Source organism: Streptomyces sp. NPDC002602, from assembly GCF_042889445.1.
Taxonomy (GTDB): domain Bacteria; phylum Actinomycetota; class Actinomycetes; order Streptomycetales; family Streptomycetaceae; genus Streptomyces.
This window is the reverse complement of record NZ_JBIAQX010000024.1, coordinates 60,208-85,624: the sequence shown is the minus strand read 5'-3', so window position 1 is coordinate 85,624 and position 25,417 is coordinate 60,208. Positions and strand designations below refer to the sequence as shown.

Sequence of the window (25,417 nt, the reverse complement as noted above, 5' to 3'; positions counted from 1 at the left end):
CTCGCATCATGGCGGGGGGAGTCGGGGGATGCGGCGGGCGCAGCGATGGAATACGCCGAACTCTTGCCCGACCAGATAAGGATCCTGGGACCCGACCACTCCAACATCCTCATCACTCGGAGCAACCTCGCCACATGGCGGGGGCAGGCGGGAGACATGGCCGGGGCCGCGCAAGCCCTCGCCGACCTTCTTGAACACATGATCCGGGTGCTGGGCGAAGACCACCGCGACACCCTGATCACCCGGGGCAACCTCGCCACCATGCGGGGGAAGGCAGGAGACGCAGCGGGAGCCGCGCAAGCGTACGAGCAACTTCTTCACGCCTGCCGACGGCTCATGGGAGATACCCATCCAAGCACGTTTACCGTGTGGGGCAGCTGCGCCCACTGGCGGGGGCAAGCGGGGGACGCGGCCGGAGCCGCCATCCTCACCGAGCAACTGCTGGAGCACATGATGCCGGTAGTGGGCGAGGACCATCCCCACTTGCAGGTTCTTCGGCAGAACCTCGACCACTGGCAGAAGGAGAGACACAGCCAACAGGACTCCGGGTGACCTCGCCCTCTCTCTGCAGGTGACACCGCCGGGGACCATCCTGGCCGGGCCCCGGGCCCCGGGCCCCGAGCCCCGGTACCCGGCAGTAGGACAGGATCCGTGCGCAGGGCACGGGCGAGTTCCCTCCGGCCAGCCAAGCTCGGGGCAACCGCGTCGAGGGCCTCGGTGACAACGGCCGGTCCAGCCCCGGCTCGAGGCACGGCGCCTGGCCGCCGGCTTCGGTGAGGGGATGGTGCGCGGTGCGGCATCCGGACTGTGGTGCCGGGTGCCGCACCGGGTTCTCACGCGGCGGCGGGGCCGGCCTTTTCGTCGGGGTTCTTGTCCGGCGATTCGGATGGGGTGTCGGTGTTCTTCGGCTCGTCGTGGTGTTCGAGGGCAGGGTTGGCGGCGGGGAGAAATTCGAGTCGGTACGACTGGCCGTCGAGGGTGATGGTGACCCATTGGCCGCTGGGGGTGAGGCTGGTCAGGCTTTCCGCGATCCGCTCGTACAGGGTCACGGCGCCGTCGAGCGTGCTGCGGACGACCCGCGCGGGCTCAGCCCCGCGGCGCGCCGAGGTGCTTGCCCTCACCGAACTGGGCGACAACGAAACCGTCGGGCCGGCGGCCTGGGGACGGAGACTTCAGTGATCGACGACGCAGCCGGTGCGATGGCGGTGCCGGAGCCGGCGGACACCGAGCGACCCGGTTCTGCGCAACCTCCGGCTTGCCCGAACTGGAAGGCAGCCGCGGCGCCCTGGTCGCGTTCGTGGGCCCCCGCCGGGCCGGCGCAAGCACCTGGAAGCGAAGTGGAACGGCGAGGACTTCCCGCCGTTACCGCGGCAGGATCCCGACCAGGACGCGCTGTTCTGACCATTCGCGGTTGGCTGAGGCTCATCCCTGCGGGGGTCAGCGCCGGTGGACCTTCCACGCGTCGGTGGGGAGCACGTGCCAGGCCACGGCAGGCGCGCCCGAGATCCTTGGCCGCATCGCTTGAACACCGTGGCCATCGCCCGGAGCCGGTCCACGGCCAGGTCTGCGCTTGATGGAACCGGCCGAAGAGCCATCCGCCCAAGTTTCGCCCGCCAACGCCCAACAGAAGGGCCGTCAGCGAGCTGACGGCCCTTCATGAACGATCGAGGCCAGCCGGTCACCACTTGTCGGTGCACCACTTGTTTGTTTCCGGGCCCCGGTAGCAGGCACGCATCACGAAGCTGCTGGCCGACCTGGTCTGGACACCGTCGGTGAACACGCTCACCGTTGTGCTGTAGATGGACCGGGTGACCCAGTTCGCGCCGCTGTCGGAACTGGTTTCCAGCCAGATGGCACCCTGCCGGTCCGTCGGGAAGTTGTCCAACTTGGCCCAGCCGTACTGGGAACCGGCATAGGTGCCATAGCGCAGCTGAACCTGGAACCCGCCGATCGACGTCCACTCGGCAGTCCTCTTGTCCGAGATCGAAAGCACCTGATCCCGGTTGATCGTCTCCGGCGCGGCGCTGGCCGGCCCGACGGACGTGGCCATCAGCGTGCCCACTGCCAGTGAAGTGAGCAGCAACAGGCGAAGTGACTTCAACATGGAACCCCCAAGATGTTGATCATTAACTGGATGGGCTTCGTGGCTACGCGGACCAAACGGCGCCGAGGGCGGGCCGTCGGGGAATGCGAGGAGGGCGCAGTGCGTCTACGAGATGATGGTGCACAGGAGCATGCCCCGGTTCCTGCATGGCGCGCCCACGCGGCAAGGGGAGAACGAGCAGCGCCGACACAGTCTGAGCTTTTACTTCTCCCCGGACCTGTCGCGATGAAACACGCAAGAGCCTCACAGCGGCTCATGACCGCCCCGTGCGGCGCAAGTGACCGGACCATGATAGTTCTGAAGCAGTGCCTCCACGGGACGACCGGCCCTTCGCCCCCGTCGAGGAGGAGAGACGGCACCACCGGCTGACCGGTCCGCACCACACGACCCACCAGAACAGGGCCTACTCGTCCAGAACAGAGGCGGCGGTGGCACACGGCGCCCGCCCGCCTGCCGGGAGACGGGAGCCATCAGTCGACGGAGCCGGTGATGAGGTACCGCCGGTCGGCGTTACGCACGCGCCGCTGTTCCCGGGTGCGACACCGGTGCCGGACAAGGCCGTGCAGCATGCCGCCGACGACGAAGACGGCGATGGTCAGGACCGCGAGCCAGGCGATCGTCTCCGCCTCTGCCCAGGTACCGTCGGCAGCGGGCCCGGGGGAGTGCGCATCGATGTACCTGGCGGTGATGACCACTTCGACGGCCGTGAAAGGGATTCCGGCGGCGCTCCACAAGCCCACCAGGACCCACGGGCTCAACAGCCTCCGCTCGATGGGCAACCCGAGCCCGCTGCGCACCGCCCGCGCCTGGACATCACTGCGGCGTGCCGCCACCCACCCGGCCACCATGGAGCCGGCGGAGCCCGGAACCAGCAGCCCGGCAAATCCTTGATGCCCCGTCAGGGGCGGCGGGCAAGGGGACGCCGTCGATACGCGATGCATCGGCGATTGCCGCCCCTGCCTGCACGCGCCTGGGTTCGTTGTCTCCTGCGGGAAACAACGAGCCCCCGCCCGAACCGAACCGAGGGGTGGCGGCGCCTTTCCAGGCGTGAACAGACACGCCCATGACAGCCGGCCCCCTTCGCGATGGGCGCCTGGGGCCTGGAGGCCCTCACGCAGTACCTCGCACGGGAAGGCCGACTGCCCGGGTGCGGCGTTGTAAGGCGGTGAGGTGGACACGGATTCGACGAAGGGCGTTGGAACGCCCGGGCCGGAACCGAGCCTTCAGAACCGCGAGGGCCGCGGCCACGGCCTCCGTGCCGTCATCCGAGGGCGCTGTCCCGACCACCCGTCAGGGCGTGGTGCTCCACAGCCGGTCTTCGAGGTGGTCCGGGCTGAATCCGAGGTACTCGGCGAGCGCCTGGAGGCGAGGGCGGCGGTCTTCGGCGACGGGGACCTCGTAGGTGGAGAGGACCTGTACCAGGAGGCGGAAGGCGAGGTCCGGGTCCGTGGCGGTGGTCACGTCCGCCAGGACCTGCGCCACGGCCCGCACCTCGGGAACCTCGGCGTGTACGGCCTCCCCAACCTCCCGCAGTACGGCCGCCGCCAGGTCCGTCCGGGCGGGGGACAGGAAGGGCGCATAGGCGGGGTCGGCTTCGGTCAAACGCTTGCGGCACGCGTCGGCCACCCGCTTCAGCCAGGTCCGCCCGTCGGCATCGAAGGTCGCGCCGGGTTCGCTGCCGGGTTCGCCGCCGGCGTACAGGCGGGAAGCCGCGGTCCGCCACAGCGTGGTGAGCGCCTCGTCGGTGAGCGTGGAGTCCAGCAGCCGCTGTACGTCCTCCAGCAGTACGGCAGCGTGCGAGCCGGGGGTGTCTCCCGGACCGTCGGCGCCTGCGACGGCGTGGAGGTTCTCCTGCACGGTGCCCTGGTACTGCCAGTCCGTCCGATGGAACACCGCCGCGAGGAACGGCAGCCCGAACCTTCCCTCCGCGAAGTCCCGCCGCCCCGGGTCCAGGGGCGGCCAGCGCATCTCCAGCCCGTCGTGCACGACGGCCGCCGGGTACGCCAGCAGCTCGCCGATGCCCAGCAGCCGCCCGTACTGCTCCGCCCCGACCGGCACCGAGTACGCCTTCAAGGCTCGGAGGAACAGCCGGAACCCCAGGTCCGCATCGGCCTCGCGCACGACCCGCAGCAGCGCCGCGGCGATCCCCGGCACGGCGACCCGCTGACCGAGCCCGGTCCCGGCCGCCCCGATCTCCGCCGCCACGAGGGCACGCAGCTCCTCCTCCGTCACCATGGGCCGCACCCCGCCGAGGGACTCCACCTCGTACGGGTCCCGGTCCGGCGCACCCGGCGGGCACACGTCCGCGAGCCGGCGCAGCCACGCCCGCAGGTCCGAGCCCTCCCCGGCCGGCTCCTGCGCCGGGTCGAAGATCCGCCGCACCGCCGCCAGCCACACGGTGTGCAGCACCTCGCCCGGCAGCACGGAATCCAGCAGCAGCCGGACGTCCCTGCCGAGCTGATGGTCCCCTGCCTCGGCCGCCGCGAGCGCGAGGACCACGGGCCCATCGGCCCGCAGCCCTGTACGGGCGCACAGCGTCCCGGCGAACCCACTGAGACCGAAGTCGTCGGAGTGGTCGTAGTAGTAGACCTCGCGCATGCGGGCCATCATCCCCCTTATGGCGAACGGGCACCCCCCGCGCGGAGGGTGCCCGTTCTCGTGGTCGTCGCTTCGCTACTTCTTCACGGGCAGCGGGTACGACGTGAAGACGACGAACTTGTCAGGGTGCTGCGGCAGACCCGAACCCTTCGGGGGCTTCGGCACGTACCTCAGCAGGATCTGGATCTCGTTGCTCGCGGCTTCAGGCGCGCCGGCTGTTCCGCCCCTGTGCCACACCTGGCCGAGCGATCCCTCGTCCTTGAGCGTCCATTTGATGGTGAGGGCGTCAGACTTCGCCATGAAGGGACGACCCGGGTTGTCACCCAGCTTCCTGGCCTCCTTGATCTTCCAGTCGGCCAGCTTCTGGGCGTTGCCGGGCGTCTTGAGCCACTGCTCCATCGCGTCTTGGACGGCCTTGGCCGCGACCTCCTTGCTGGTCCAACGGCCCGCGATGCCGTCGATCTCCGCCTTGGCCTGCATCGCGGCGTCGTCCAGGTTGACGTGCGTGCCCACCGTGTGGGCCCCGAACTTGCCCTCGTCCGCGATGATGTTGAGGCAGTTGTGGACCAGGACGTCCTGCGCCCGCTCGCCTTGCGGTCGGACGTAGAAGCTGTGCGGGCCGTCGACCGTGAGGTCGAAGACCGTACGGGGTGCCAGGCCGGATCGGTCCCGCAGCGCGGTCACGGTCTGCTCGGTGCCCTCCGGAGTGCGCAGCCGGTCGCCGACCCGCAGGCCGGCGACGGTGATCCAGCCGCGGCCGATCACGAAGACGCGATGCCCGGCGGTGCTGGTGAGCCGTCCGCCGGTGCCTCCGTCGCCGGCGACGGTGATGTCCACCAGGCGCTCGGTGTCGTGGCGGAAGGTGTCCGTCACGCCGTGAGCCCGCAGGCCTCCGGTCCGGGGGTCGGTGGTGAGCACCCGGTCGCCGGTGCGCACGTCGCGGATGGCCCTGTGTGAGCCGTCCGCCATGAGGACCTTGGTGTTGCCCGGGAAGCTGTTCTTCTCGCAGGCGACGAACACGCGCTCGTAGAGGCCGGCGGTCTCCTCCAGCCGGGCGAGCGTCGCCGGGTCGATGCGCAGGGCCCGCAGTCCGGCGAACGCCTCGCGGATGCCGACGCCCGTGTGCATGGCGACGTTGACCGCGTGCAGCGCGTCGCCGATCGCCGCGTACACACGGCCGGGGATGAACCAGGTCGCGGCCCAGGCGCAACCGGTCCAGCTGCCCGGCGCAGTACCGAGGCCGACGAGGTTGGCGACCTTGTGGGCGCATTCGATGAAGTCACCGAAGATGATCTTCACAGGGTCGATGCCCGCGTTGAACTCGGCCATCGTCAGGGTGCGCGTGATCTCCTGTTCCTGGTCCCGCAGTACATCAGGGCCCATGTACTGCGTGGACGAGGCCGGGCAGCCCGCCTTCGTGGCCGGCACGCCCTTCGCGGTGCAGAGGTACATGTCGACGTAGGCGTCGAAGTGGACGATGGCGGTGATCACACAGTTGCCCGTGTGAATGATCGGGTTGCAGTTCTCCTTCTTCTTGATCTCCGGGTCGCCGACCGGCTCCATCTTGTTGATGACGTAGAAGAAGCCGGGGATCCCGGAGGTGCCGCCGTTGGCGATCTGGTCGTTCTTGGCCTTGGTCTCGGCCCGGTCGGCTGCTTCCTGAGCCTCCTCGGCGAACTTCTGGGCGTCCTTGGCGGCCTGCTCGGCCTCGGTCGCCGCAGTGTCAGCGCGTACGGCGGCCGCCCGCGCGTCCTTGGCGGACTGCTCGGCCCGGGTCGCCGCCTGGCGGGCGCCCTCGGCGTCGAGAGCGGCCTGGTCGGCCGAGTCGCGGGCGGACTTGGCGTAGCCCTCGGCTCGTCCGGCCGCCTTGTCGGCGGCCGCCGCGTCCTCTGCGGCCTGCCGGCCGTATTCCGTGCTCCGTGCCAGCGAAGCGGTGGCCTTGGCCGCGCTCTCGGCGGCGTCGGCGGCGAAGCCGAGGGCTTCCTTGGCGTAGCCGCGGGCGTCCGCCGCGTATCCGGCGGCGTTGGCCGCGTGCACGTACGCCTGCTTGGCGTCGCCCGTCGCCGCGTCCGCGAGGGCCTTGGCGGCGGCTGCCTCGTCCTTCGCGTTCTTGGCGTGCGCCTCCGCGACGGCCTTCTGCTGTTCGGCGATCGTCTTGGACGACTGACCGGTCAGGACCACCAAGCTCGCGGTGGCGTCGGAGGCGACGTAGGGAGAACCGAGCTGGATCGCGTCGTTGGCCGGCTTGGCGACCTGCGAGGCCGCAGTGCTCGCGTCGATGGCCGCCTGGGCCGTGACGTAGGCGTATCCGGCGGCCTTCGCGGACGCCGCGCGGGCGTTCCCGGCCTCCTTGAACGCCACGTCCGCCTGGGTCTTGGCGGTCTTCGCCTGGCGCTCGGCCTCGTCGGCCGCCGCCACCGCGGTACGGGCCTCGGCGGCGGCGTGGTCGCTCGCGGTGATGGCGTCGGCCGCGGCGCTGGTCGCGGTCCGGATCGCCGCGTCGGCCTTCAGCTTCTCCGCCTGGGCGGCGTCCGCGTTCGCCCGGGACCGCTTGGCGGCGGCCTCGGCGCGGGTGGCGGCGGCGTCCGCGTCCGCGGCAGCCTTCGTCGCCGCGTCGGCCTCACCACGGGCCTTGCCCGCGGCCGCTTCGGCGGCGTCGGCGGCAGCCCACGAGGCGTTGGCCGCCTCTCGGGACTCCTTGGCGAACTCATCGGAGTCGTGGGCCTCGGCGAAAGCCTCCTTCGCGGCGGCCTTGGCGCCTGCCACGTCGGAACGCTGCTCGGCCTGCCAGGCTTCGTCCCGCTTCGCCTTCGCGCTGTCACGGGCCGTGAAGGCGCCGTTGCGCTTCTCGACGGCGGTGGCCTCGGAGGCTTGCGCCGCCTTGTTGGCTTCCTCGGCCTTCGTGGCCTGAGCCTCGGCGTTCTTCCGGTGCTGGGCGGCCTCGGCCTGCTTTGCGGCGGCGGTCTCCTTCTCGGCCTTCGCCTTGGACTCTTCTGCCTCCGCGGCCAGCCGCTTGGCGTGTGCGGCCGCGGCGGCCGCCTTGGCGTCGCTCTCGGCCTTCAAGGCCTCCAAGAGCTTCGCCGCGGCGGTGTCCTTGTCCTTCTTTGCGTTGTCGCGGTGCAGCTTGGCCGCGTCGGCGGCCGCCTTCGCCTGCAGTTCGGCCGTGCGCGCGGCCTCCTTGCGGAACTCCGCCTTCGATTGGGCGGCCTGGGCCAGCGCCCGCTCCGCGATCGTCCGGCTGTCCGCGCCTGCCGCCCGGGTGGCGGCCTCGGCGGTCTCGCCGGCCTTCACCATCGCGTCGAGCGCGGCGGAGACACCCTTGGTGACCTGGGCCTTCTGCAGACCAACCAGCATGCCGCGGCCACGCGGCGCGCCGTTCTTGTCCGCGATGGCGTAGGCCGCCTGCACGGCCGCGTCCGAAGTCGTGGCCGCCGTCTTCGCGGCGGTGGCCTGCTGCTTGAGCAGGGCGAGCTGCTTCTTCGCGTTGGCCTGGGCGTCCGCGATGCCCTTCGTCGCCTGGTCGAAGTGCGCCTTGGGCTGGACCTCGCCGGTGTGGCCGGACGGCTTGATGTTGACCTGCTGCGGGCCTCCGCCGGTGCACGTGGCGAGCAGAGCGTCCCTGCTGAGGTCGTACGTCGGGAAGTTCAGGCACTTGCCCGAGCTGACGTGCTTGAGCGCGGTGGTCGCGCGGGGCGTGTACGCCCAGACCTGCGCGGGGCCGCTGTTGCACGTGGCGATCTGGAGCTTCGTACCGTCCGTCTTGCCGTTCCCGGCGACTTCGAGGCACTTGAAGGACTTGACGTTGCGCAGGTACAGGCCGTGGTCGTCACCCCACACCCGCCACCCCTGCTGGGCCCCGCCGTTGCAGGTGTAGACCTGGACGGGGGTGCCGTCGGCCGTCCCGCCGCCCTGGACGTCCAGGCACTTGCCTTTCGCACCCTGCAGTTCGATGATTCCGTCGGCTTCACCGATCCAGCCGACACCGCCCGCGGACCAGTGGTCCTGCCAGCGGGTGAGGTGGTCGGCGACCCACGAGTGGCCGAGCATCTGGCCCAGAGCCTCGGCTCCGGCGGCGAGCGCCTTGGTGGCGTCCTTGCCGGCGTTCACGACCTGGTTGCGCTGGACGGCCTGGGAACCGATCTCCTGCTGCCACTCGGTGGCGGCCGTCGCGGAGACATCGCCGAGGACCTTGTTCGGGTCGACCGCATCGCGCCAGGCGCAGGTCGAGAAGCGGGTCTTCATGTCCTCGACCGCGACCCGGTACTCCGCCGTGCCCGGCGTGGGGCCGGTACGGGGGAAGCCGCCGGAGGCGAGGAAGAGCCGGGCGTTGTCCGCGCCCGTGGGCTCGAAGGTGGCTTCCTTCAGCCACTCGAACCCGGCGTGCTCGGCGCGGTCACGGTCCAAGTCGGTGCTCGTCGCCGAGTCCGGGTCCTTGCCGTACAGAGGGGTGCCCAGGGCGGATACGGCCTTGCGGGTCTTCTCGTCGGCCTTGGGGGTGGGGTCCGCGTAGAAGTCGCTCTCGTTCTTCCAGTACTGGTCCGCGATCCACGAGGTCAGCCCGGTCTGGGTATGGAAGTCCACGCCCTCGCTGATGCCGGGCGGCCAGTGGAACGTCGCGTCGTTGATGCCGGCCGGGGTGGTCAGCCCGGCGAGGGGCTTCTTCCAGCTGTCCCGGAGGGCATAGATGTCCGCCAGTTCCTTGTCGGCGGCGGCCCGGTCCCGCGCGTACGCCTGGGAGAGCGGCGTGTCCTGCCAGTGCTGGCGGTTCGCCAGCACGCGCAGCTTGTCCGCAGTCTGGTTGAGCCCGTCCTGAGCGGTGCCTGCCATGGCCGGACCGCCCAGCCGCAGCACATCGGCCATCAGGCACTGGTCCTGCCGCAGCTGCTCTGCGGCGGTGTCGTCGTACCAGTCGTACGAGTTGCCCGCGAGTTCCGTCCGGTCGAGGGGGCCGGGCGGGGACTGCGGGCCGCCGACGGCGATCACGGCGACGGCGACCGCGGCCGAGATCGCGGGGGTGAGGAAGGAGGGCCTGCGCGATCTGCGAAGGCCCCGGCCTGGTCTTGTGTACAAAGTGGTGTCTTCCCTCGTGGCAGGCGAAGGCAGACGGGGGTGTTTCGCTCCGAGGTGCGCGCGGGGTCGACCCGACAATACAAATGGGCAGCAGTCAGCGCCCGTTGATGCAGTCCCGTGTACCGGCCCGCGGCATCCCCCGTAGCGGCGTTGGTTCCCCCGGCCGCCGTGAACGTGTGCAACAGCGACCAGGTCACGGTCGCCGTTTCACGCGGTGATCACCGTACCCGGCGGTAACAGCATGCGCCATAGATCTCGATCATTGGAAGGCTCGACCATTCGCCGCAGGAGAGGGAGCCGTCGCGGCAGACGACCCTTCCCCGGCCGGGGAGTCGAAGCTGTCGATTGCCGATGAAGGTGTAGAGGATGATCCCTGGGGGTCCTCCTCCTGACCGGAGACCTCGGGCGCGGTACCCAAGCCGGACTGGCAAAGGCTCTAAATCTGGTCATTCTAGGTCGCATTGCCTACGGCAGCTGAGCGGCAAGTCGTACTGGCTTCACCGGGTCTACCCCGGTGAAGCCAGTAAGTTTCCCGGTATCACGGTCCTGGACCTGCCGGTCGCGCTCGCTGTGCTCGGCAGGAGACGCGAGCGGCCGCCCACAGTCAGCGCGGCGGCGCACCCGCCACCGACCGGCTCGAGGGAGCGGTCGTGACCACCCGTTCCGGATCGACAACCGGCACGCCTGGGTGAACGCCGCAGATCTGAAGACCGGCGACCGACTGCGCACCCCCGAAGGCGAACTCAAGGAACGCATCGGCCTCCGCGCATGGATCGAACGAATGCGCGTCCACAACCTCACAGTCGATGACCTCCGCACGTACCATGTGCTGGCAGGTCGGACGGCAGTCCTTGTGCACAACGCTGGAGGCTGTACACCTCCGCCCTCCGATAAAAAGGTTCCAGGTTTTCCCGAAGCGAAGTACGTCGGTAAAGGGTCCCCGAAATCCGGCGGTGGATATAGGGATCGTTGATCCATGCCGGATGGTCGGATCCTCGAGTGGGATTCTGCGCATGGAACGATCGAAATGTGGACCAATGGGAAGAAGAATGCCAAGCATGTGGGGGAGTTCGACCCGAACTCTGGGAATCAGCTCCCTGGCAACAAGGGAAAGCCGGTGCCTGGACGTAAGCTGGGGGGGATGATGACTGGGTGGGTTATAGAGGAGTTCGAGCGTGATTCAGGTACCTTTCGCAGGCGCCATGGACTCGCTGAACTTTCAGACGATGATGCGAGATCTTTGCTGGGATTGGCCGATCTCGGGAGCGCGGACCTCTATGATATTTCCGAAGCTTCCCTCGCTGAGCTCTCACTCCGATTTGGGCTGGCAGTATTTCCGAAAGAGTGCGAATACTTGCTCGGGCGAGAGTTCTGATTCTTCCTGGACCGGATGACCGGATGACCGGATGACCGGGCGCCACGCCCCGCCAGGCATTACCTGGCGGGGCATTTGCGTGGGATGCGGCGGGGAAGGACTGCGGTGCGTTCTTCTTGATGGCAGCAGCGGCACGGCCCCTCACTGCTTTCGGCTTCCGTATACATTCCGCCTCCCGCTGCGCCACCTGGGGCGGCTGCACCATGGATGGATTTTCGATGGCGGCAGTGAGGGCCGCCACCGCCTGCAGCTCAGGTGGGTCGGCCACCCTCCGCCCGCGGACGCGCCCAACTCCATCACGCGTTCCACGGTCAACCGTGCCGTGCAGGCGCTGTGCGGCTACAACTGGTTGGAGAAGGCCGGCAACGAGCGGATCCAGATCAACGTGCGTCTGTGGTTCCTACCAGTCAGCCGCTGAGAACGAGGACACGGTGGCTTGGCTGGCTTACCGACGCTCAGGCGGGCAATGTCCCGGAGAGACTGAACACGACGAGGACCTGTCGGAGTGCGATCCGGTGGAGCCCCTGGACCCGCCCGCAGGGCACTGCTCCTCGGCGCACGCGAACTGCGGGCGGAGTGGCGGGGCGGTTCGATGGCCGTGTCGCACGAGGACCTCGAAGCCGCCCGGAACCTGTTGGTTGTGCTGGGCGGACCCGCAGCAGCATCGGGAGAGTGCGTGGCGGTTGCCAAATCGCTTGCTCACACCGTCGAGCACCAATGGCGTTTCACTCGGGGAGTCACGAGAGCCACGCGCAACGCGTGGATCAGCGAGCGTCATGGCCGTCACCCCGCTTCCTGGACAGGGCGAGGTACGTCACCGGGAAGCAGGCGACAGACAGCGCGATGATGACGATCGGAAAGCACGCGGAGGGCTGCATGCTGAGCCGGGCGTCCGTCTGCACGTAGTCGATGAGGCCGGGCACACTGACCGAGCCCTCTCGCGACATCGCGTACATCATGGACAGCACCAGGGCCGTGAGGCTCAGGCCCGTCCCACCCAGGAGCGCCAGGACGGCGGACTTGACGATTTTTCTCACGCTGGGTCCAAGGATTGAAGAGGGGGAGTGGGTGGGGGTGGTCCATCCCCACGTCAACGGCGGCTGATCACGCTGTCGCACAGGAACTTGAGCACGAGGGGGGGATCAGGGTACGACTCGCCGACGTCGACGGTGCCACCGAGCGTCCAGTTGAAGTGTCCCGGGAAGCGAGATACGTGATCCGGGAGGGCGGTGCACGAGAATCCGTCCGTCGCCGTCCCGGCACACGATCGTCGAGACGCGGTGCAGCCAGCGCTCCCGAATTGCCTCTGCGGTCAGCTGCGCGACCTGTTCCCGCATCGTCTCGGCCTGTGCGGTGATCTCGCGTTCCCGCTCCTCCAGCCGCGCCGGCACCGCGCCGAGCGTCAGCTTCCCGCCGGTCATGCGGTGCGCCAGACCGGTGTGGTCGCCCCGGTCAGCCGACGCAGTATCACCGCGGTCATCGCCCAGCCCGCCCGCGACTGCGAACTGCGGGGCAGATGCTCGTAGTCGCGCACCAGCCTGCGGTGCAGCATCAAGATCCCATAGGCGCGTTCCACGACCCACCGCTTGGTCTGGGGAACGAACCCGGTCTGCGCGGGATCGCGCTCCACGACCTCCACCCCGATGCCCACCTTCTCCCCGTGCGCGACGACGGCGTTTTTGAAGCCCTGGTCGACCAGGGCCTTCTCCACGGCGTCGGTGTCGGCGGCGACCTTGTCCAACAACGCGATCCCGACGGTGTGCTCGTGCGCCGGCGCGGAGGATCTACTGTCTGGTTGCCGGGTGCGGTGCTGGTGATCTGGTCCTCCCCTGCTCATGAGCCGAGGTAGGTTCCCTTTCTTGGGCGTCTTCTTGGGCATCCGTAAGAGCGCGGTCCTCAGCGACGCTCTAATGCTGGCCTCAGGTTGATCGGGGACAATGAGCGGCAAAAACATCGACTGGAAGGGGGCGGACCGGCGTGCGGATCATGATCGCGGATGATGACGTGGCCATCCGTGAGTCGCTGGAGCGGGTGCTCCAGGTCGAGGGTTACGACACCAGCACCGTCGCCAACGGTCTCGCCGTGCTCGACGGGGTCGGTGGGGCCGGCGGTGACACGCTGGATCTGCTGCTCCTCGACGTGATGATGCCCCGCCTCGGCGGGTTGGAGACCTGCCGGCGGTTGCGGGCCGCGGGTCGGGATCTGCCGGTGCTGATGCTGACCGCCCGTGACCAGGTCTCCGACCGGGTCGCGGGGCTGGACGCGGGCGCCGACGACTACCTGCCCAAGCCGTTCGCCACCGAGGAGTTGCTGGCCCGGGTGCGGGCCCTGCTGCGCCGGCGCACGCCGGCCGACGAGGAGTCGCAGATCCTGTCGTTCGCCGACGTCCGGCTCGATCCCGACAGGTTCGAGGCGTGGCGGGGCGGGCGGCCGCTGCGTCTGACCCGGACCGAGTTCTCCCTCCTGCAGGTCCTCGTGAGCAACGCGACCCGGGTCTTGACCCGCGACGCGCTTTTCGAGGCGATCTGGGGCTTCGGCATGAGCTCCACCGCCAACAACCTCCAGGTATACGTGAGTTACCTGCGCCGCAAGATGGAGGCCGAGGGTGAGCCGCGATTGATCTACACACTGCGCGGCCTGGGATACACGTTGCGGGAGACTCCTCCGTGAGCAGGCCCGCCGGCCGGGAACCGCGCCGGCTGACTCGATGGTGGCGCCGGCGGTCCCTGCGGACCAGGCTGACGGTGATCGCGGCGACGGCCATCGCGGTCAGCGTGTTCGCGGCCTTCCAGGTGGCCAGCGAGCTACTGGACTGGGAGCTGCAGGACACTGCCCGGAATCAGCTACGCGCCGACTCCCGCGTCCTGGCGGCGAACGCGGAGCGCGCCGGTCTGGCGCAGGTCCAGCTGCCGCCGTATCCCGGATCCGGTCGGCTGGTGCGAGTCATCCTGCCCGACGGCTCGATCCGGACGCCGGCCGGCCAACCCGCGCTGCCCCCGGTCAGCGAGCACGCCGGGCGCGTGGCGCAGGGCGTGTCGGCCGACCTGATGGAGTCGAACGACAGCGACGACGACGGCCACCTCATCTACACGCTGCGGGCGGGCGAGGGTGCGGTCCAGGTGGCCCGCGTCGTCGACGACAGCCCGATCAACCGGTTCGGGTTGGGCATGCTGCTGATCGGGCTGCTCTGCGTGGTCGGCGGCGCCCTTGTCGGGCGGACCGTGGCGCGGACAGGGCTGGCACCGATCGACCGGCTGACCGCCGCTGCGGTACGTGTCGCGCACACCCAGGATTTCGACGCCGACGTCCCGGATGAGGGCGGTGGGGAGATCCGGCGGCTGATCCAGTCGATCAACGACATGCTCGCCGCGCTCCGGAACTCCCGGCGGGCCCAGCGGCTGCTCGCCGAGGACGCCGCCCACGAGCTCAAGACCCCGCTCACCAGCCTGCGCCTCAACGTCGAGCTGCTGATCAGGCTCGATCGGCGCGGCACCCTGGACAGCGCACTGCCGGCGGAGAGCCGGACCCGGCTGCTCAACGATCTCGGCGCCCAGGTGGCCGAGTTGAGCACCCTTGCCGCCGAGCTGACCGACCTGGCGCGCGGTGACACCAGCGACGAGAGCACCGAGGTGCTCGACCTCGCCGACGTGGTGGGGGCCGCCACGACCCGGGCGCGTTCCCGCGTGCCCGACATCGAGGTCACGCTCGACGTGACCTCCGTGTGGGTGAGCGGGCGTCCCGCTGCGCTCGAGCGGGCGGTGCTCAACCTCATCGACAACGCCGGCAAGTGGTCCCCCGTGGACCAGGCGGTCCAGGTCCGGCTCCGTGCCGAGGGCGCGTCGGCGATGCTCGAGGTCGACGACGCCGGGCCGGGCATCGACGCCGCCGACGTACCGAGGGTGTTCGACCGGTTCTACCGTGCCGACAGCGCCCGGGCGTTGCCGGGATCCGGTCTGGGGCTGTCGATCGTGCAGCGGGTCGTCGACGCCCATGGCGGCCGGGCCAGCGTCGCCCGCTCCGCACGCGGTGGCGCGCTGCTTCGGGTCGACCTTCCGGCCGCGGCCCCGCCCGCCCCGATCGCGCGGCTCACAGCCGGGGAGGACACCGCGGTGCGCTGACCCGCCCCGGCGGGGCAGCGCAGGACAAGGGGCGGCGGCCCTCGGGCATGGCCCTGCACGGCTCACCGTCGGGGCAGGACACCGCGATGCGCCGACCCCGGCCCCGGCGCGTGGCGCAGGACCAAAGGGCGGCGGTCGCGGGCCCATGAAAATCCGGGACGGGCCTGGGGCCCGTCCCGGAACTCGTCCGTGCCGCCGCGCTCACCGTTGCAGCGCGGGCTCCTCGTCGTCGGCGAGCGGCTGTTGACCGTCCGGCAGCTCCGCCGCTGGACGGGACAGCCGGCTCGGCCACCACATCCGCCGGCCGATCAGCAAGGTGAGGGCGGGCACCAGGACCGACCGCACCAGCAGGGCGTCGAGCAGCACGCCGAAGGCCACCAGGAACCCGACCTCGATCAGCATCACCAGCGGAAGTGTGACGAGGACCGCGAACGTGGCCGCCAGGACCAGGCCTGCCGAGGTGATGACGCCACCGGTGGCTGAGAGGGCTTTGAGCATGCCCTCTTTGGTGCCGAGACGCACGGTCTCCTCCCGGGCCCGGCCGGCCAGGAAGATGTTGTAGTCGACGCCGAGCGCCACCAGGAACAGGAATGCCAGCAGCGGCACCGAATGGTCGACACCCTTGAACCCGAGGATCGTGTCGAAGACGAACACGCTGCCGCCGAAGGCTGCGGCGAATGAGACGATCACGGTGGCCATCAAGACCAGCGGGGCCACGATCGCGCGCAGCAGCAGCCCGAGGACGATCAGGACGACGGCGAGCACCAGCGGGATCACCAGCTTCTCGTCGCGCTTGGTGGTCACCTCGGTGTCGAGGTTCTCCGCACTCGGCCCGCCGACGATCGCCTCCGCCCCGCTCACCGCGTGCACGGCGGTGCGCACCCGCTTGATCGTGTCGTACTCCGCGACGGTGTCCGGCGCGTCCTTCGGGAACACGGAGATGTTGGCCCAACCACCGCTGGTCTGCTCCGGGATGGCCAGGGCCACACCGCGAGTGTCCCTGACGATGTCGAGCACCCGCTCCTGGTGCGCCGGCCGCGTGAAGATCGTCATCGGCTGGCCGCCGAGCTCCGGAAAGTGCCGGCGGAGAACGGTGAAGCCGGTGACCGACTCCGGCGCGGACAGGAACTGGTCCTGCTCCCGCAGGGCGCCTGTGTTGCCCGCCAGCCCGAGGGCGAGCACGCCGAGGACTCCGAGCGAGCCGAGCGTCGCCACCCACCGGCGGCGGTTGATGGCGGTGCCGAGCCGTCCCCACAGTCCCGGCTTCTCCTCCACGGCCGTGCTGAACCGCGGGATGGCCGGCCAGAAGATCCGCCTGCCGAGCACCACGAGCACCGCCGGGAACAGCGTCAGCATGGCCACCAGCGCGCACAGGATGCCGGCCGCACCGATCGGGCCCAACCCGCTGGTGCTGTTCAGGTCCGCGACGAGCAGGCAGAGCAGGCCGGCGACCACGGTGGCCGCGGACGCGACGATGGCCGGCGCCGCGCCGCGTAGCGCGTGGACCATCGCGACCCGGACGTTCTCGTGGTGGTGCAGTGCCTCCCGATATCGAGCGATGAGCAACAGCGCGTAGTCCGTGCCGACGCCGAATACCAGGATCGTCAGCAGCGCCGAGTTCTGGTCGTTGACCACGATGCCGAAGCCCTTGACGAGCAGGTAGACGGTCCCCATCGCGGTCAGTGCGGCTGCGCCGACGGCCACCAGCGGGATGATCCACAACACCGGGCTGCGGTAAGTGAGGATGAGCAGGAGCGTGACGACGACGATGGTGGTGAGGAGGACCTGCACGTCGATGCCGTCGAAGACGGCATCCATGTCGCCGTCGATCGCGGCCGGGCCGGTCACGTCGAGTTCCAGGCCGGAGGGGCGGTCCTTCGCGGCGTCACGCAACGGGCCGACGATGTCCTCCGGTGCGCCGTAGGTCGTGCTCACCTCGAGGGTGAACATCATCGCCTTGCGGTCGGTTGAGGGGCTCGTCGGTGAGCCCTCGTCGTCCTCGCCGGCCGCCGCCGTCGCCTTCGGCGGGTACCGCTTGGCAAGGGTGTTGTAGTGGCGCTCGACCGTCGCGCGGTCGGCGTCGGTCATGCCGCCGGCGCGGTGGTACACGAAGACGAATGTGTTGTTGTCGCCGCCGGGGAGACTGTCGTCCAGCACCGCCACCTTGGTGGACTCGGCACTGGCCGGCAGGGTGTCCACGGCGCTGTCGGTGGTGACCGAGCTCAACTTTCCGCTCAGCGGCACCATGCCCGCCGCCAGCACCAGCCACAAGCCAATCACCAACCATGGCACCCACCGGCCTGCCAACCGACCGGCCGGCGCTTCCCCGGACGGCGCTGCGTTGACTGCCATCACTGGCCTCCTACATACGGGTTGCATCGCTTATCTGGACGCCCACTTCCTACCGAGCGAACCTGAGACGACTGTTAGAGGGCTGTATGCGAGTTCTTGCCTGACATCTGACTCTGTTAGGGGATTGGCGTGCAGGCCAGGGCTGTTGACGAGCGCCGGTTGCGCGGCGAGGACGAACAGAACGACTGGGATACGGCCTGGTGGGCGTGTTGCCGCGGCCGGGTGCCCCTGGCATGGTGCCGGGCCAGAGGGGCATCCCATCCCGGGCTCTGCGACATACCGCGGTCATGAGTGGAGAGGAATCGACACGGCCGGCAAAAGCCCTCATCGATTCCAAGAGGCCGAAGGCATCTCGGAGCGTGAACTCGCGCGCCGCACCTGGCTGAGTGAGGCGACCATCAGGACCTCGAATACGGCATCGGCGTCGCCCGAAGGCCCGAACGCGTTCACAGTGGCGCCTGCACAGTCACCAGCCGCGGCCGCGCAGCCACCCGCGACATGATCCTGGAGGTACTGCGCACCGTGCCGACGGTCATCGCGTGCCCGCTGTGCCGCCCCGACAGCGAACTCGGTCTCCTCGACAGTTGATCCGCTGGACATTCGGGGAGCGGGCCCAATTCAACGGAACGCCCGCCGGCCAACCCAGTGGCCACGAGGTCAGCGGAGGCTGTCCCGCAGAGGCTCGTGGCAGGAGCGGACGAATGGAGGCCGGCCCGATGGCTTCCAACCGGACCGGCTCCCGCCAGACGCCCCGCGGCTCCCACCCGTCCCGGGCCGCCAGGCTGAGACCTTCACGCTGATTGAGGCTGGCGTCTGAACACCCCAACTGCCGTGATGACCTGGCCTCGTGCCGCGACGGCTCCCGCAGGCGCTACCAGGCAAAACAGAAGATGTGTAAGCAGTGCGGCAGCCAGTGGACCCACTACGTGGAGAAGGAGACCGACGCCAACACGGCGGAGTCCCTCGTCGCCGACGTAGCCACGAAGGCGGCGACCTCGGCCCTCATCATCAGCGCGGACAGCGACCTTGCGCCCGTTTTCGACGCCGTCACACATCGCGACTACTCGCTCTTCCACGTCGAAGTACCCGCCTCCACTGCGAGGGCACTTCTGGAACTCATGGGGGAGCTCCGCACCCATCGCGTTCCCGGCGAGGCGGAAATGCGCCGCCAGAGTACGGCCATGCGCCACGAGATCCAGTCCGCCTCCCAGCAGCCGCAGCGCGTACTGCGGGACTTGGCCGACCTGACGCTCTACGGGGGCACTCCCGTCGGTCGCTCCCCTCTCGGCGACCCGGAACCTCTGCATCGGCTGACCACCGAGCACGCGGAGGGGTTCCTACGCGGGGTGGCCGGCCCCGAACGCACTGCGCTGGTCGTCGTCGGAGACCTCGCCCCGGACACCGTCCACGCGGCGGCCGAGGACTGGCTGCGCCAGGAGCGCCCTGGCCCCAGTGACCCGTGGCGGCGCGCCGACGGCATCGTGTGCGCGCCGACTAGCCTGTGGCGGGGTTGGCCCAGGACCGACGGTGACTGGCTGCTGGGCCGTGCCGGCGGGCGGACATCTCCTCTCCCACCGCGACATGCAGTGCATGCGCCTCTTCAACACCGTCTTGGGTGGCAGCGCCGGCATCCGCCTCAGCCGGGCTCTGGGCGACGAACTCTGGCTGACCTACCGAGCTCGGTCTGTTCTCGAACCTCTCGCCGACGTCGGATCTCTGCTCGTCCTGTTCACCGGCGAGCCCGATGGCATGGCCGCCATCGTTGCGACGGTCCGCCTGACGATGGACGAACCGCTGGAAGATGGCCCCACCGCACAGGAAGTCAGCCGTGCGCGAGCACTCGTCAAGGGCGTCTATCCCCGTGAACGCGAGGATTCCACTCAACACGCGCGGATCCTCGCGCTGGAACTGTTTCGCCGGAACCGCTTCACCATCCAGGACGCCGAGGCCGAGCTCCTGGACTCGGTGACCTCGCAGGACATCGTCCAAGTTGCCCGTCGAGTTCTGTCGCCGGAGGCTGGGCGCTGCGTCGCAGTCGGGCCCCTACCGTAGGCGGGATTGCGCCTCATGAACCACACCTGGAACGAACCTGCCGACACCCGTGCGGCCTCGGGAAACCCGTCCGGTCATGCAAGCATGCCCACATGAGCCTCACCGAGTCGACAGTACGAAGTCCAGTGCTGGTGGTCGGCGGTACTGGGATGCTGGCCGGAGTCGTCAGCGCGTTACTGCGGGAGGGCCTCACCACGGTGGTCGTCTCTCGTCGGCCCCCCGGCCCGACCGCCTTCGGGAGCCACAGCCTCGCCGATGGGCTGCTGGTGCAGGTAAACGCGGACTACACCGAACCCATCCAGTTCGCCGCGGCGCTGCGCGCTGCCGCCGCACGCACAGGACCCTTCCAGCAGGCCATCCTGTGGATACATGCCGAGGGACGACCACACGCATACGCCGCCGTCGCCGACACGCTCGCAACCAACCCGCTTGTCGTCGAGGTACTCGGTAGCAGGGCCGCAGCGCCCGCCACACCCGCGCCCCGCCCACCCAAGGCCCTCAGCCGCACACGGCACCGCAGCGTCATCCTCGGATTCACTGGGCCCGGATCGGACACCCGGTGGCTCGCCCACGAGGAGATCAGTGAGGGAGTGCTCGCCGCCCTGCGGTCCCCTCAGGACAGCGGGCTTCACGTGGTGGGTCGGGTCCGCCCTTGGGAAGACCGGCCCTGAAGAGGGCCATCTCTTGCGCCTACGCGTCGGGCTCAGGGAACTCACCGGAAGCTGAGCCAGTCGGCGGCGGGTACCGGCAGCCGGTCCGGGCTGCTGTGGGGTTCCACTCGCCGGTCCTGCCACGCGGCGGGCATCAGTGGCCGCGCCTGAGCGGTAATGCCCGTGATCTCCTCCCTCAGGCGGGGCAGCGCTTGGTGCAGTGCCCGCTGGACGGAGTGGAAGCGGGCGGCTTCCTGCGGGGTGCGGGCGTTGATCGATTCGACCGTGTTCGTGGAGTGGACCACGGTCCTTGTGGCTGGCGGAAACGCCAGGTAGGGCGTGAACTCCGGCCAGGCAGATCGCCAGTCCGGACGATCGCCGGGTAGCGTTCGACCAGTTCAGAGGCAGCGAACAGGTCGAGGGCCTGCTCGGCCGCGGCCTCGGTCGGGGCGGTGTAGACGGCCTTGAGGGCCGGCACCAGCTTCGGGTGGTCCCGCGACGATAGTCCGCCGTACGGTCGAGCTGCCGGAGGGCACGCTCCCGCTGCACGAGATGGGCCGCACCGCTGAGCGGCAACGCGCGGAGGTGCGCCAGCGGGTGGGGACGAAGTACAAGCAGTCCCAGGCTCGGCGGATCGCTGAGGCGGCGATCCGCAAGGAGGCCGCGTCGAAGAACCGCCCCGCTGACCTGATCAATGTCGCGCTGGAGAAGGTGGTGGCGGCCGGGCTGGAACTGCCGGCGTCCTCAACCGTCGACACGATGGCCTCCACGATCCGCACCGAGGTGAACACCTCGATCTGCTGCGGTATCCACGGACCGGATGAGCCTCGCCGAGCAGGCGGGGATGCTGCGGCTGCTGGAAGAACGCGACAGCCGACGGCACCACGCAGTTCAACCGGCTGAAGCAGACCGCCCAGGGCCCGAGTTGGTCACACTTCAAGGTGCGCACACGGCTGGTTGGGTCCGGATGCTGAAGCACTGTGGGGCGCAGTTCATCCCGCCGCTCGGTGGGAGCCCGTTCCAAAGAGGGGCGCTTCCTGGGCCGTCACGTCCAGGCGGAGGCGGCGAAGTCGTAGGGGGTGTCGGTGGAGGCCGCCGTGGTCGACGGCGGTGTCGGCGCTGATCTCCGCCACCGGGTCCGGGTCGACGAGAACGACGTCCAGGACGTCGCGGGAGCCCCACGACGCCGAGAATCGTGCACCGGTTCACGGATGCCCGCGGGATGCGGCCGTCAGGCGTTCGGCGACCTGGCGTGCCTGGTCCGGGCGCAGGGGCGCGGTTCGACCAACGGCGCGTAGTCGGCTCGCGGCGTCGTGGCGGCCGAGGATGAGGAGTTGGGGGCGGGCGGCGGCCCGGCGCTGGAGCGCCTCGAAAGACAGCCGGCCTTCCGCCGGATCCCGGACGAGGAGCTCACCGTCCAGGACCAGACCGTGGGGAAGCTGCTCGATGGCGGTCGCGACGAGGTCGGGGAACCGATCCTGGATCAGCGCGCCCCGTCTCGTTCGGCCATGGTCGGGGCGTGAGCTTCCCGAAGTCCTGAATATTCCTTTGCCGAAGAAATCGAGCAAGACGCGCGGGATGTTGGTTCTCGCGCGGCCAAGGGGCTGGGAGCGGTCAGGCGCCGTGGCGCCTGACCGTACCGGCGAGGCCCAGAAGGTCACGAGGGCAGTCGGGCTCTGTCCCGGCAACAAGTAAGAGATTGCGTCGGCGAGTTGTGGTCGGGTGTGGCGTTGCGGAAGTCGCTGAAAGGTGCGGATGATACCCCGCCCGTGACACCGATGATCCGGTGTGTGCCTGCACACATTTCCCTTACATCTCTCATACCGACGGTGGGGTTGAGGCGGTCCCGAAGTGTTCGGAGTGCCGTAGACCGTGTGCCATAAGGGCAGGATGGCCGGGGGAGTGTCGCGTGGCGGCTCGATCCGTGTCCTCCTCCGTGTGGAATCAAGCTCTTTTCGGTGAACGGGTAGGAGTGCTCGACGATTTCGGCAAGCCGACTCACGGTCGAAGATCGGCGGAAAATCGACGCCTGAATGAACAAGTGGGCTCTCAATCGAACAGGAACCATCGGATCCGCTTTGACGGTCTCTTTGCGATCTTCAAGACTGCCCCTCCGACCGCCCGTACTCATCAGTAACTGTGTGCGGGAGCTAACAGGGGGATCCGAAAACAGAATGAAGAAGAGCCACTCGAACTCCGCTCGCGTGCGGATGGCTGTCACCCGAGGGCTGGTGACCGCAACCGCTCTGGCTTCCGTCACCGGCATGGCCGCGCCCCTCGCCGTCGCGGCTCCGTCGGGCAGCATGGTCGCGGCCGCCGGGATCGGGACCACCGAGAAGCAGCGGGTGGACGCCGCCTCCGTGGTGCGCCTCGAACCCGACCCGGACGTACTGCTGCTCAGCGACCACGACTTCCTCCACGCCCTTTGGCAAAAGGCCCGGGACGGCGGGGCGAACTTCGAGTCGGTACGACTGGCCGCCGAGGCCGCCATGACGAGCGAGGCGGCCGAGGACCACGTCCGGTTCATCACCACCGGCATCCACGCCGCGTACGCCGTCGACAAGCAGCGCGAGAAGGACAAGGCCGATGCCGCCCGCGCGGCCCGCCTCGCCAAGTCCCAGGCACTGATCGCGGTCGGCATCCCGAACGGCCCCGACCTGCTCGACCTGAGCGACGACAACTTCATCCGTGCCGTCATGCGCCACGAAGCCGCCGGTCCCGAGGTCCGCGCCGCCGCCGCGCGAGCCCTGGCCGGTGACGCCGCCGCCTGGCAGGAGTTCATCACCAACGGCGCCCGGGAGGCCCACGGGCGTGACGTGGCGAACGAGTTGAAGGAACTGGAGGAGAGGAATCGCGCCGAGGCCGAGCGCCGCAAGGAGCTCGCCGCCCGGACCAACGCCGCCGCCCTGTTCGGCATCACGCCGTCCGATGCCGCGCTGGCCCTCGGCGACGACAACTTCATCCGCGAACTCCTGCGCATCGCACCGGTCGACTTCAAGGAGAGCGAGCTCTTCGCGGCGGCGCAGCGCGCGGTCCTCAACCCTGATCCGGCCGTGTGGAAGCAGTTCATCCACACCGGCGCCGAAGAGGCGTACAAGAAGGACGACGAGGCGCGTCGCAAAGCCGTCGCCGCCGCGAACCGCCGGCTCGCGCTGCAGATCCAGACCGCCGCCGAGAAGACCGGAATGAACCCCAACCTGGTCGCGGTCGCGAAGAAGGCGTTGGCCGGCAGCGACGAGGAGGTCGCACGGTTCCTCAAGGAGGACAGCCTGTACCGGGCCAAGCGCCAGTCGCTGCAGCCGGCGAACGGCAAGCCGGTCGGCTTCGTCGTCCGACAGTCCGGCGTGGACGCCGGCGAGGCGTTCCTCGCCCCGGTGTCGGCGAGTTCCAAGCAGGCCGACCGCGAGGACGCCACCTGGATCGTCGTTTCCGCGCTGGGGGGCCGGCAGGGCTGCTACTCCTTCGAGTCCGCCCGCAAGCCCGGTCACTACCTGTCCCTTCAGGATCTGCGGGTCAAGATGATCGCGAGCGACGACAGCGTGCAGTTCCGCAAGGACGCCACCTGGTGCGCCAAGAAGGGCCTCGGCGGCTCCGGTACGTCCTTCGAGTCGGCGAGCCTGCCGGGCCGCTTCCTGCGCCAGTACTGGGGCGACCTGTACGCGGCCAACAAGGCGGGCGGCAAGAACCGCCACGACGCCGAGAAGGACTTCGCCCAGGACGCCTCCTGGAAGCTCATCACCCCCCTCGCGCCCTGACCGCAGTCGGCCGAGTTCTTTCCTTCAGACCTGAGAAGAACGGAAATACCCCATGTCTCGGATCGTCCGATCCGTCCTGGCCGTCGGGGCCAGTGTCGCCGTGCTCGCCGGCGGCGTGACCGCTGCCGGCGCCGATGAGCAGCCCGCCGCGCTCGCCGCTGTCCCGCCGGTCGCCGCCGAGGACGCGGCCCCCTCGGCCGTACAGCTCAAGGTCGAGCACACCGGCAAATGCCTCACCATCCCCACCGTCAGCATGCGCAACGGCGCCAAGGCCATCCAGTCCGCGTGTGCCGACGGCGCCGACAACCAGCGGTTCGACCTGATGCCCACCGGCGCCGGCACCTTCGAACTGCGGGCCGTGCACAGCGGCAAGTGCCTCGAGGCCGAGAACTCGGGCACCAGCGCCGGCACGCTCGTCCAGCAGTGGTGGTGCGTGGAGGCGCCACAGCAGCGCTGGCGCCTGGCCATGGTCGACATCGCCAAAGAGCTGTACGAGCTGCGACCCGCTCATACCCCGCCGAACGTGAACCGCTGCCTGGACATCGCCTCCTCCGGCAAGGAGGACGGCGCGAGCGCCCAACTGTGGGCCTGCAACGGCAAGGCCTCCCAGAAGTGGCGCCTCCAGCCGATCACGGCCGCCTGAGCACCCCGAACACGCGAAAGGAAACGGATCCCATCATGTCTCGGATCATCAGGGCCGCCCTGGCCGTGAGCGCCACCGTCGCCGTACTCGCCGGCGCCGCGACCGTCGTGCATGCCGAAGGAAGCACCGACGGCCGCACCGCCGCAGGCGAAGCCGCCGCAGCGGCGCGCGAGGCCGCCCTCAACGCGGCCGCCGCGGCGCAGGAGGCCAAGTCCCGCGTCGGCATGCCGCAGACGGTCATCCAGCTCACGGCCGCCCACAGCGGCAAGTGCCTGGACATCGAAGCCGGCAAGACCGCCAACGGCATCCACGTCCAGCAGCAAACCTGCGGCACCACCACCGCCCAGAAGTGGACGGCCGTCGCCACGGCGGGCGGGAGCTTCGAACTGCGCTCCGTACTGAGCGGCAAGTGCCTCGAAGTGGAGAACGGCGGGACCAAGCCCGGCTCCGTCATCCAGCAGTGGGCGTGCGCGGGCAAGGAGCATCAGCGCTGGCAGCTGATGCTGGTCGACCCCGTCCGCAAGCTGTACGAGCTGCAGCCGGCGCACGCCACAGGCATGTGCCTGGACGTCCCTAGCGCCAAGGAAGACAACGGCATCGACACACAGCTCTACACGTGCAACCGCACGGCAGCCCAACTGTGGCAGGTCCAGCAGGTCACGTGAGTCTCCGTTCGGGCGCGTGAGCGCGTCCACCGAGC

24 protein-coding genes are annotated in these 25,417 nt (G+C 69.4%); 14 read left to right on the top strand and 10 right to left on the bottom strand.

Going from position 1 to position 25,417, the window contains the following annotated elements:
* A partial coding sequence (locus ACFYW3_RS36135) for a tetratricopeptide repeat protein (RefSeq protein WP_389388616.1) occupies window positions 1–552 on the top strand: 552 nt, incomplete at its 5' end.
* A 281-nt stretch (window positions 553–833) separates the two neighbouring features.
* Here ACFYW3_RS36135 and ACFYW3_RS36130 read toward each other — a convergent pair.
* The 5 genes from ACFYW3_RS36130 to ACFYW3_RS36110 form a co-directional block, all read right to left on the bottom strand.
* A complete protein-coding gene (locus ACFYW3_RS36130; RefSeq protein WP_389388615.1) occupies window positions 834–1,121 on the bottom strand; it encodes a hypothetical protein in 288 nt (95 codons plus the stop codon).
* A gap of 557 nt (window positions 1,122–1,678) precedes the next feature.
* The gene (locus tag ACFYW3_RS36125; protein ID WP_389388614.1) at window positions 1,679–2,104 is read right to left on the bottom strand and encodes a hypothetical protein; all 426 of its coding nucleotides are present in this window, start codon (window positions 2,102–2,104) and stop codon (window positions 1,679–1,681) included.
* A gap of 470 nt (window positions 2,105–2,574) precedes the next feature.
* On the bottom strand, window positions 2,575–2,937 hold the full coding sequence (locus ACFYW3_RS36120) for a hypothetical protein (RefSeq protein ID WP_389388613.1): 363 nt from the start codon (window positions 2,935–2,937) through the stop codon (window positions 2,575–2,577).
* Between the two features lie 457 nt (window positions 2,938–3,394).
* On the bottom strand, window positions 3,395–4,702 hold the full coding sequence (locus tag ACFYW3_RS36115) for a hypothetical protein (protein ID WP_389388612.1): 1,308 nt from the start codon (window positions 4,700–4,702) through the stop codon (window positions 3,395–3,397).
* Window positions 4,703–4,777: 75 nt separating this feature from the next.
* Window positions 4,778–9,562 (bottom strand): ricin-type beta-trefoil lectin domain protein, encoded by a 4,785-nt coding sequence (locus ACFYW3_RS36110; protein WP_389388619.1) that lies wholly within the window; start codon window positions 9,560–9,562, stop codon window positions 4,778–4,780.
* 724 nt (window positions 9,563–10,286) lie between these two features.
* Here ACFYW3_RS36110 and ACFYW3_RS36105 point away from each other — a divergent pair.
* On the top strand, window positions 10,287–10,745 hold the full coding sequence (locus tag ACFYW3_RS36105) for a polymorphic toxin-type HINT domain-containing protein (RefSeq protein ID WP_389388611.1): 459 nt from the start codon (window positions 10,287–10,289) through the stop codon (window positions 10,743–10,745).
* A gap of 3 nt (window positions 10,746–10,748) precedes the next feature.
* Complete coding sequence (locus ACFYW3_RS36100) at window positions 10,749–11,147, top strand: colicin E3/pyocin S6 family cytotoxin (RefSeq protein WP_389388610.1); 399 nt, start codon at window positions 10,749–10,751, stop codon at window positions 11,145–11,147.
* Between the two features lie 764 nt (window positions 11,148–11,911).
* On the opposite strand, the gene ACFYW3_RS36095 is transcribed toward ACFYW3_RS36100, so the two are convergent.
* The 3 genes from ACFYW3_RS36095 to ACFYW3_RS36085 all read right to left on the bottom strand — a co-directional run bounded on the left by ACFYW3_RS36095 (window position 11,912) and on the right by ACFYW3_RS36085 (window position 12,888).
* Window positions 11,912–12,184 carry a hypothetical protein gene (locus tag ACFYW3_RS36095; protein ID WP_351755961.1) on the bottom strand — a complete coding sequence of 91 codons (273 nt, stop codon included), beginning with the start codon at window positions 12,182–12,184 and terminating at the stop codon, window positions 11,912–11,914.
* Window positions 12,185–12,289: 105 nt separating this feature from the next.
* Window positions 12,290–12,568 (bottom strand): hypothetical protein, encoded by a 279-nt coding sequence (locus ACFYW3_RS36090; protein WP_389388620.1) that lies wholly within the window; start codon window positions 12,566–12,568, stop codon window positions 12,290–12,292.
* A complete protein-coding gene (locus ACFYW3_RS36085; RefSeq protein WP_389388609.1) occupies window positions 12,565–12,888 on the bottom strand; it encodes a hypothetical protein in 324 nt (107 codons plus the stop codon). The genes ACFYW3_RS36090 and ACFYW3_RS36085 overlap by 4 nt, the downstream gene beginning before the upstream one ends.
* A gap of 236 nt (window positions 12,889–13,124) precedes the next feature.
* Between ACFYW3_RS36085 and ACFYW3_RS36080 the strand changes: the two genes are divergently transcribed.
* A complete protein-coding gene (locus tag ACFYW3_RS36080) occupies window positions 13,125–13,817 on the top strand; it encodes a response regulator transcription factor (RefSeq protein ID WP_351755965.1) in 693 nt (230 codons plus the stop codon).
* The gene (locus ACFYW3_RS36075) at window positions 13,814–15,265 is read left to right on the top strand and encodes an ATP-binding protein (RefSeq protein ID WP_389388608.1); all 1,452 of its coding nucleotides are present in this window, start codon (window positions 13,814–13,816) and stop codon (window positions 15,263–15,265) included. The genes ACFYW3_RS36080 and ACFYW3_RS36075 overlap by 4 nt, the downstream gene beginning before the upstream one ends.
* A gap of 201 nt (window positions 15,266–15,466) precedes the next feature.
* Here ACFYW3_RS36075 and ACFYW3_RS36070 read toward each other — a convergent pair whose 3' ends face one another.
* Complete coding sequence (locus ACFYW3_RS36070; RefSeq protein ID WP_389388607.1) at window positions 15,467–17,617, bottom strand: MMPL family transporter; 2,151 nt, start codon at window positions 17,615–17,617, stop codon at window positions 15,467–15,469.
* Window positions 17,618–18,034: 417 nt separating this feature from the next.
* Here ACFYW3_RS36070 and ACFYW3_RS36065 point away from each other — a divergent pair, with 417 nt between their 5' ends.
* From ACFYW3_RS36065 to ACFYW3_RS36055, 3 genes are all read left to right on the top strand, one after another.
* Window positions 18,035–18,205, top strand: a complete 171-nt coding sequence (locus ACFYW3_RS36065; protein WP_389388618.1) for a DUF6233 domain-containing protein — start codon at window positions 18,035–18,037, stop codon at window positions 18,203–18,205.
* An 864-nt stretch (window positions 18,206–19,069) separates the two neighbouring features.
* Window positions 19,070–19,669 carry a M16 family metallopeptidase gene (locus ACFYW3_RS36060; RefSeq protein WP_389388606.1) on the top strand — a complete coding sequence of 200 codons (600 nt, stop codon included), beginning with the start codon at window positions 19,070–19,072 and terminating at the stop codon, window positions 19,667–19,669.
* Window positions 19,670–19,761: 92 nt separating this feature from the next.
* Window positions 19,762–20,340, top strand: a complete 579-nt coding sequence (locus ACFYW3_RS36055) for a hypothetical protein (RefSeq protein ID WP_351755973.1) — start codon at window positions 19,762–19,764, stop codon at window positions 20,338–20,340.
* A 41-nt stretch (window positions 20,341–20,381) separates the two neighbouring features.
* Here the strand turns inward: ACFYW3_RS36055 and ACFYW3_RS36050 are convergent, their stop codons facing one another.
* Complete coding sequence (locus tag ACFYW3_RS36050; RefSeq protein ID WP_351755976.1) at window positions 20,382–20,624, bottom strand: hypothetical protein; 243 nt, start codon at window positions 20,622–20,624, stop codon at window positions 20,382–20,384.
* 196 nt (window positions 20,625–20,820) lie between these two features.
* Here ACFYW3_RS36050 and ACFYW3_RS36045 point away from each other — a divergent pair, with 196 nt between their 5' ends.
* The 6 genes from ACFYW3_RS36045 (at window position 20,821) to ACFYW3_RS36020 (ending at window position 25,382) form a co-directional block, all read left to right on the top strand.
* The gene (locus tag ACFYW3_RS36045) at window positions 20,821–21,222 is read left to right on the top strand and encodes a DUF4158 domain-containing protein (protein WP_351755999.1); all 402 of its coding nucleotides are present in this window, start codon (window positions 20,821–20,823) and stop codon (window positions 21,220–21,222) included.
* Window positions 21,223–21,404: 182 nt separating this feature from the next.
* Complete coding sequence (locus ACFYW3_RS36040; RefSeq protein WP_351755978.1) at window positions 21,405–21,617, top strand: hypothetical protein; 213 nt, start codon at window positions 21,405–21,407, stop codon at window positions 21,615–21,617.
* Between the two features lie 15 nt (window positions 21,618–21,632).
* Window positions 21,633–21,842 (top strand): hypothetical protein, encoded by a 210-nt coding sequence (locus ACFYW3_RS36035; protein ID WP_389388605.1) that lies wholly within the window; start codon window positions 21,633–21,635, stop codon window positions 21,840–21,842.
* A gap of 708 nt (window positions 21,843–22,550) precedes the next feature.
* Window positions 22,551–24,074, top strand: a complete 1,524-nt coding sequence (locus ACFYW3_RS36030; RefSeq protein ID WP_389388604.1) for an AbfB domain-containing protein — start codon at window positions 22,551–22,553, stop codon at window positions 24,072–24,074.
* 52 nt (window positions 24,075–24,126) lie between these two features.
* The gene (locus ACFYW3_RS36025; protein WP_389388603.1) at window positions 24,127–24,717 is read left to right on the top strand and encodes an RICIN domain-containing protein; all 591 of its coding nucleotides are present in this window, start codon (window positions 24,127–24,129) and stop codon (window positions 24,715–24,717) included.
* A gap of 35 nt (window positions 24,718–24,752) precedes the next feature.
* Window positions 24,753–25,382, top strand: coding sequence for an RICIN domain-containing protein (locus ACFYW3_RS36020; protein WP_351755987.1), 630 nt, complete (start codon window positions 24,753–24,755; stop codon window positions 25,380–25,382).
* Window positions 25,383–25,417 lie beyond the last annotated feature (35 nt).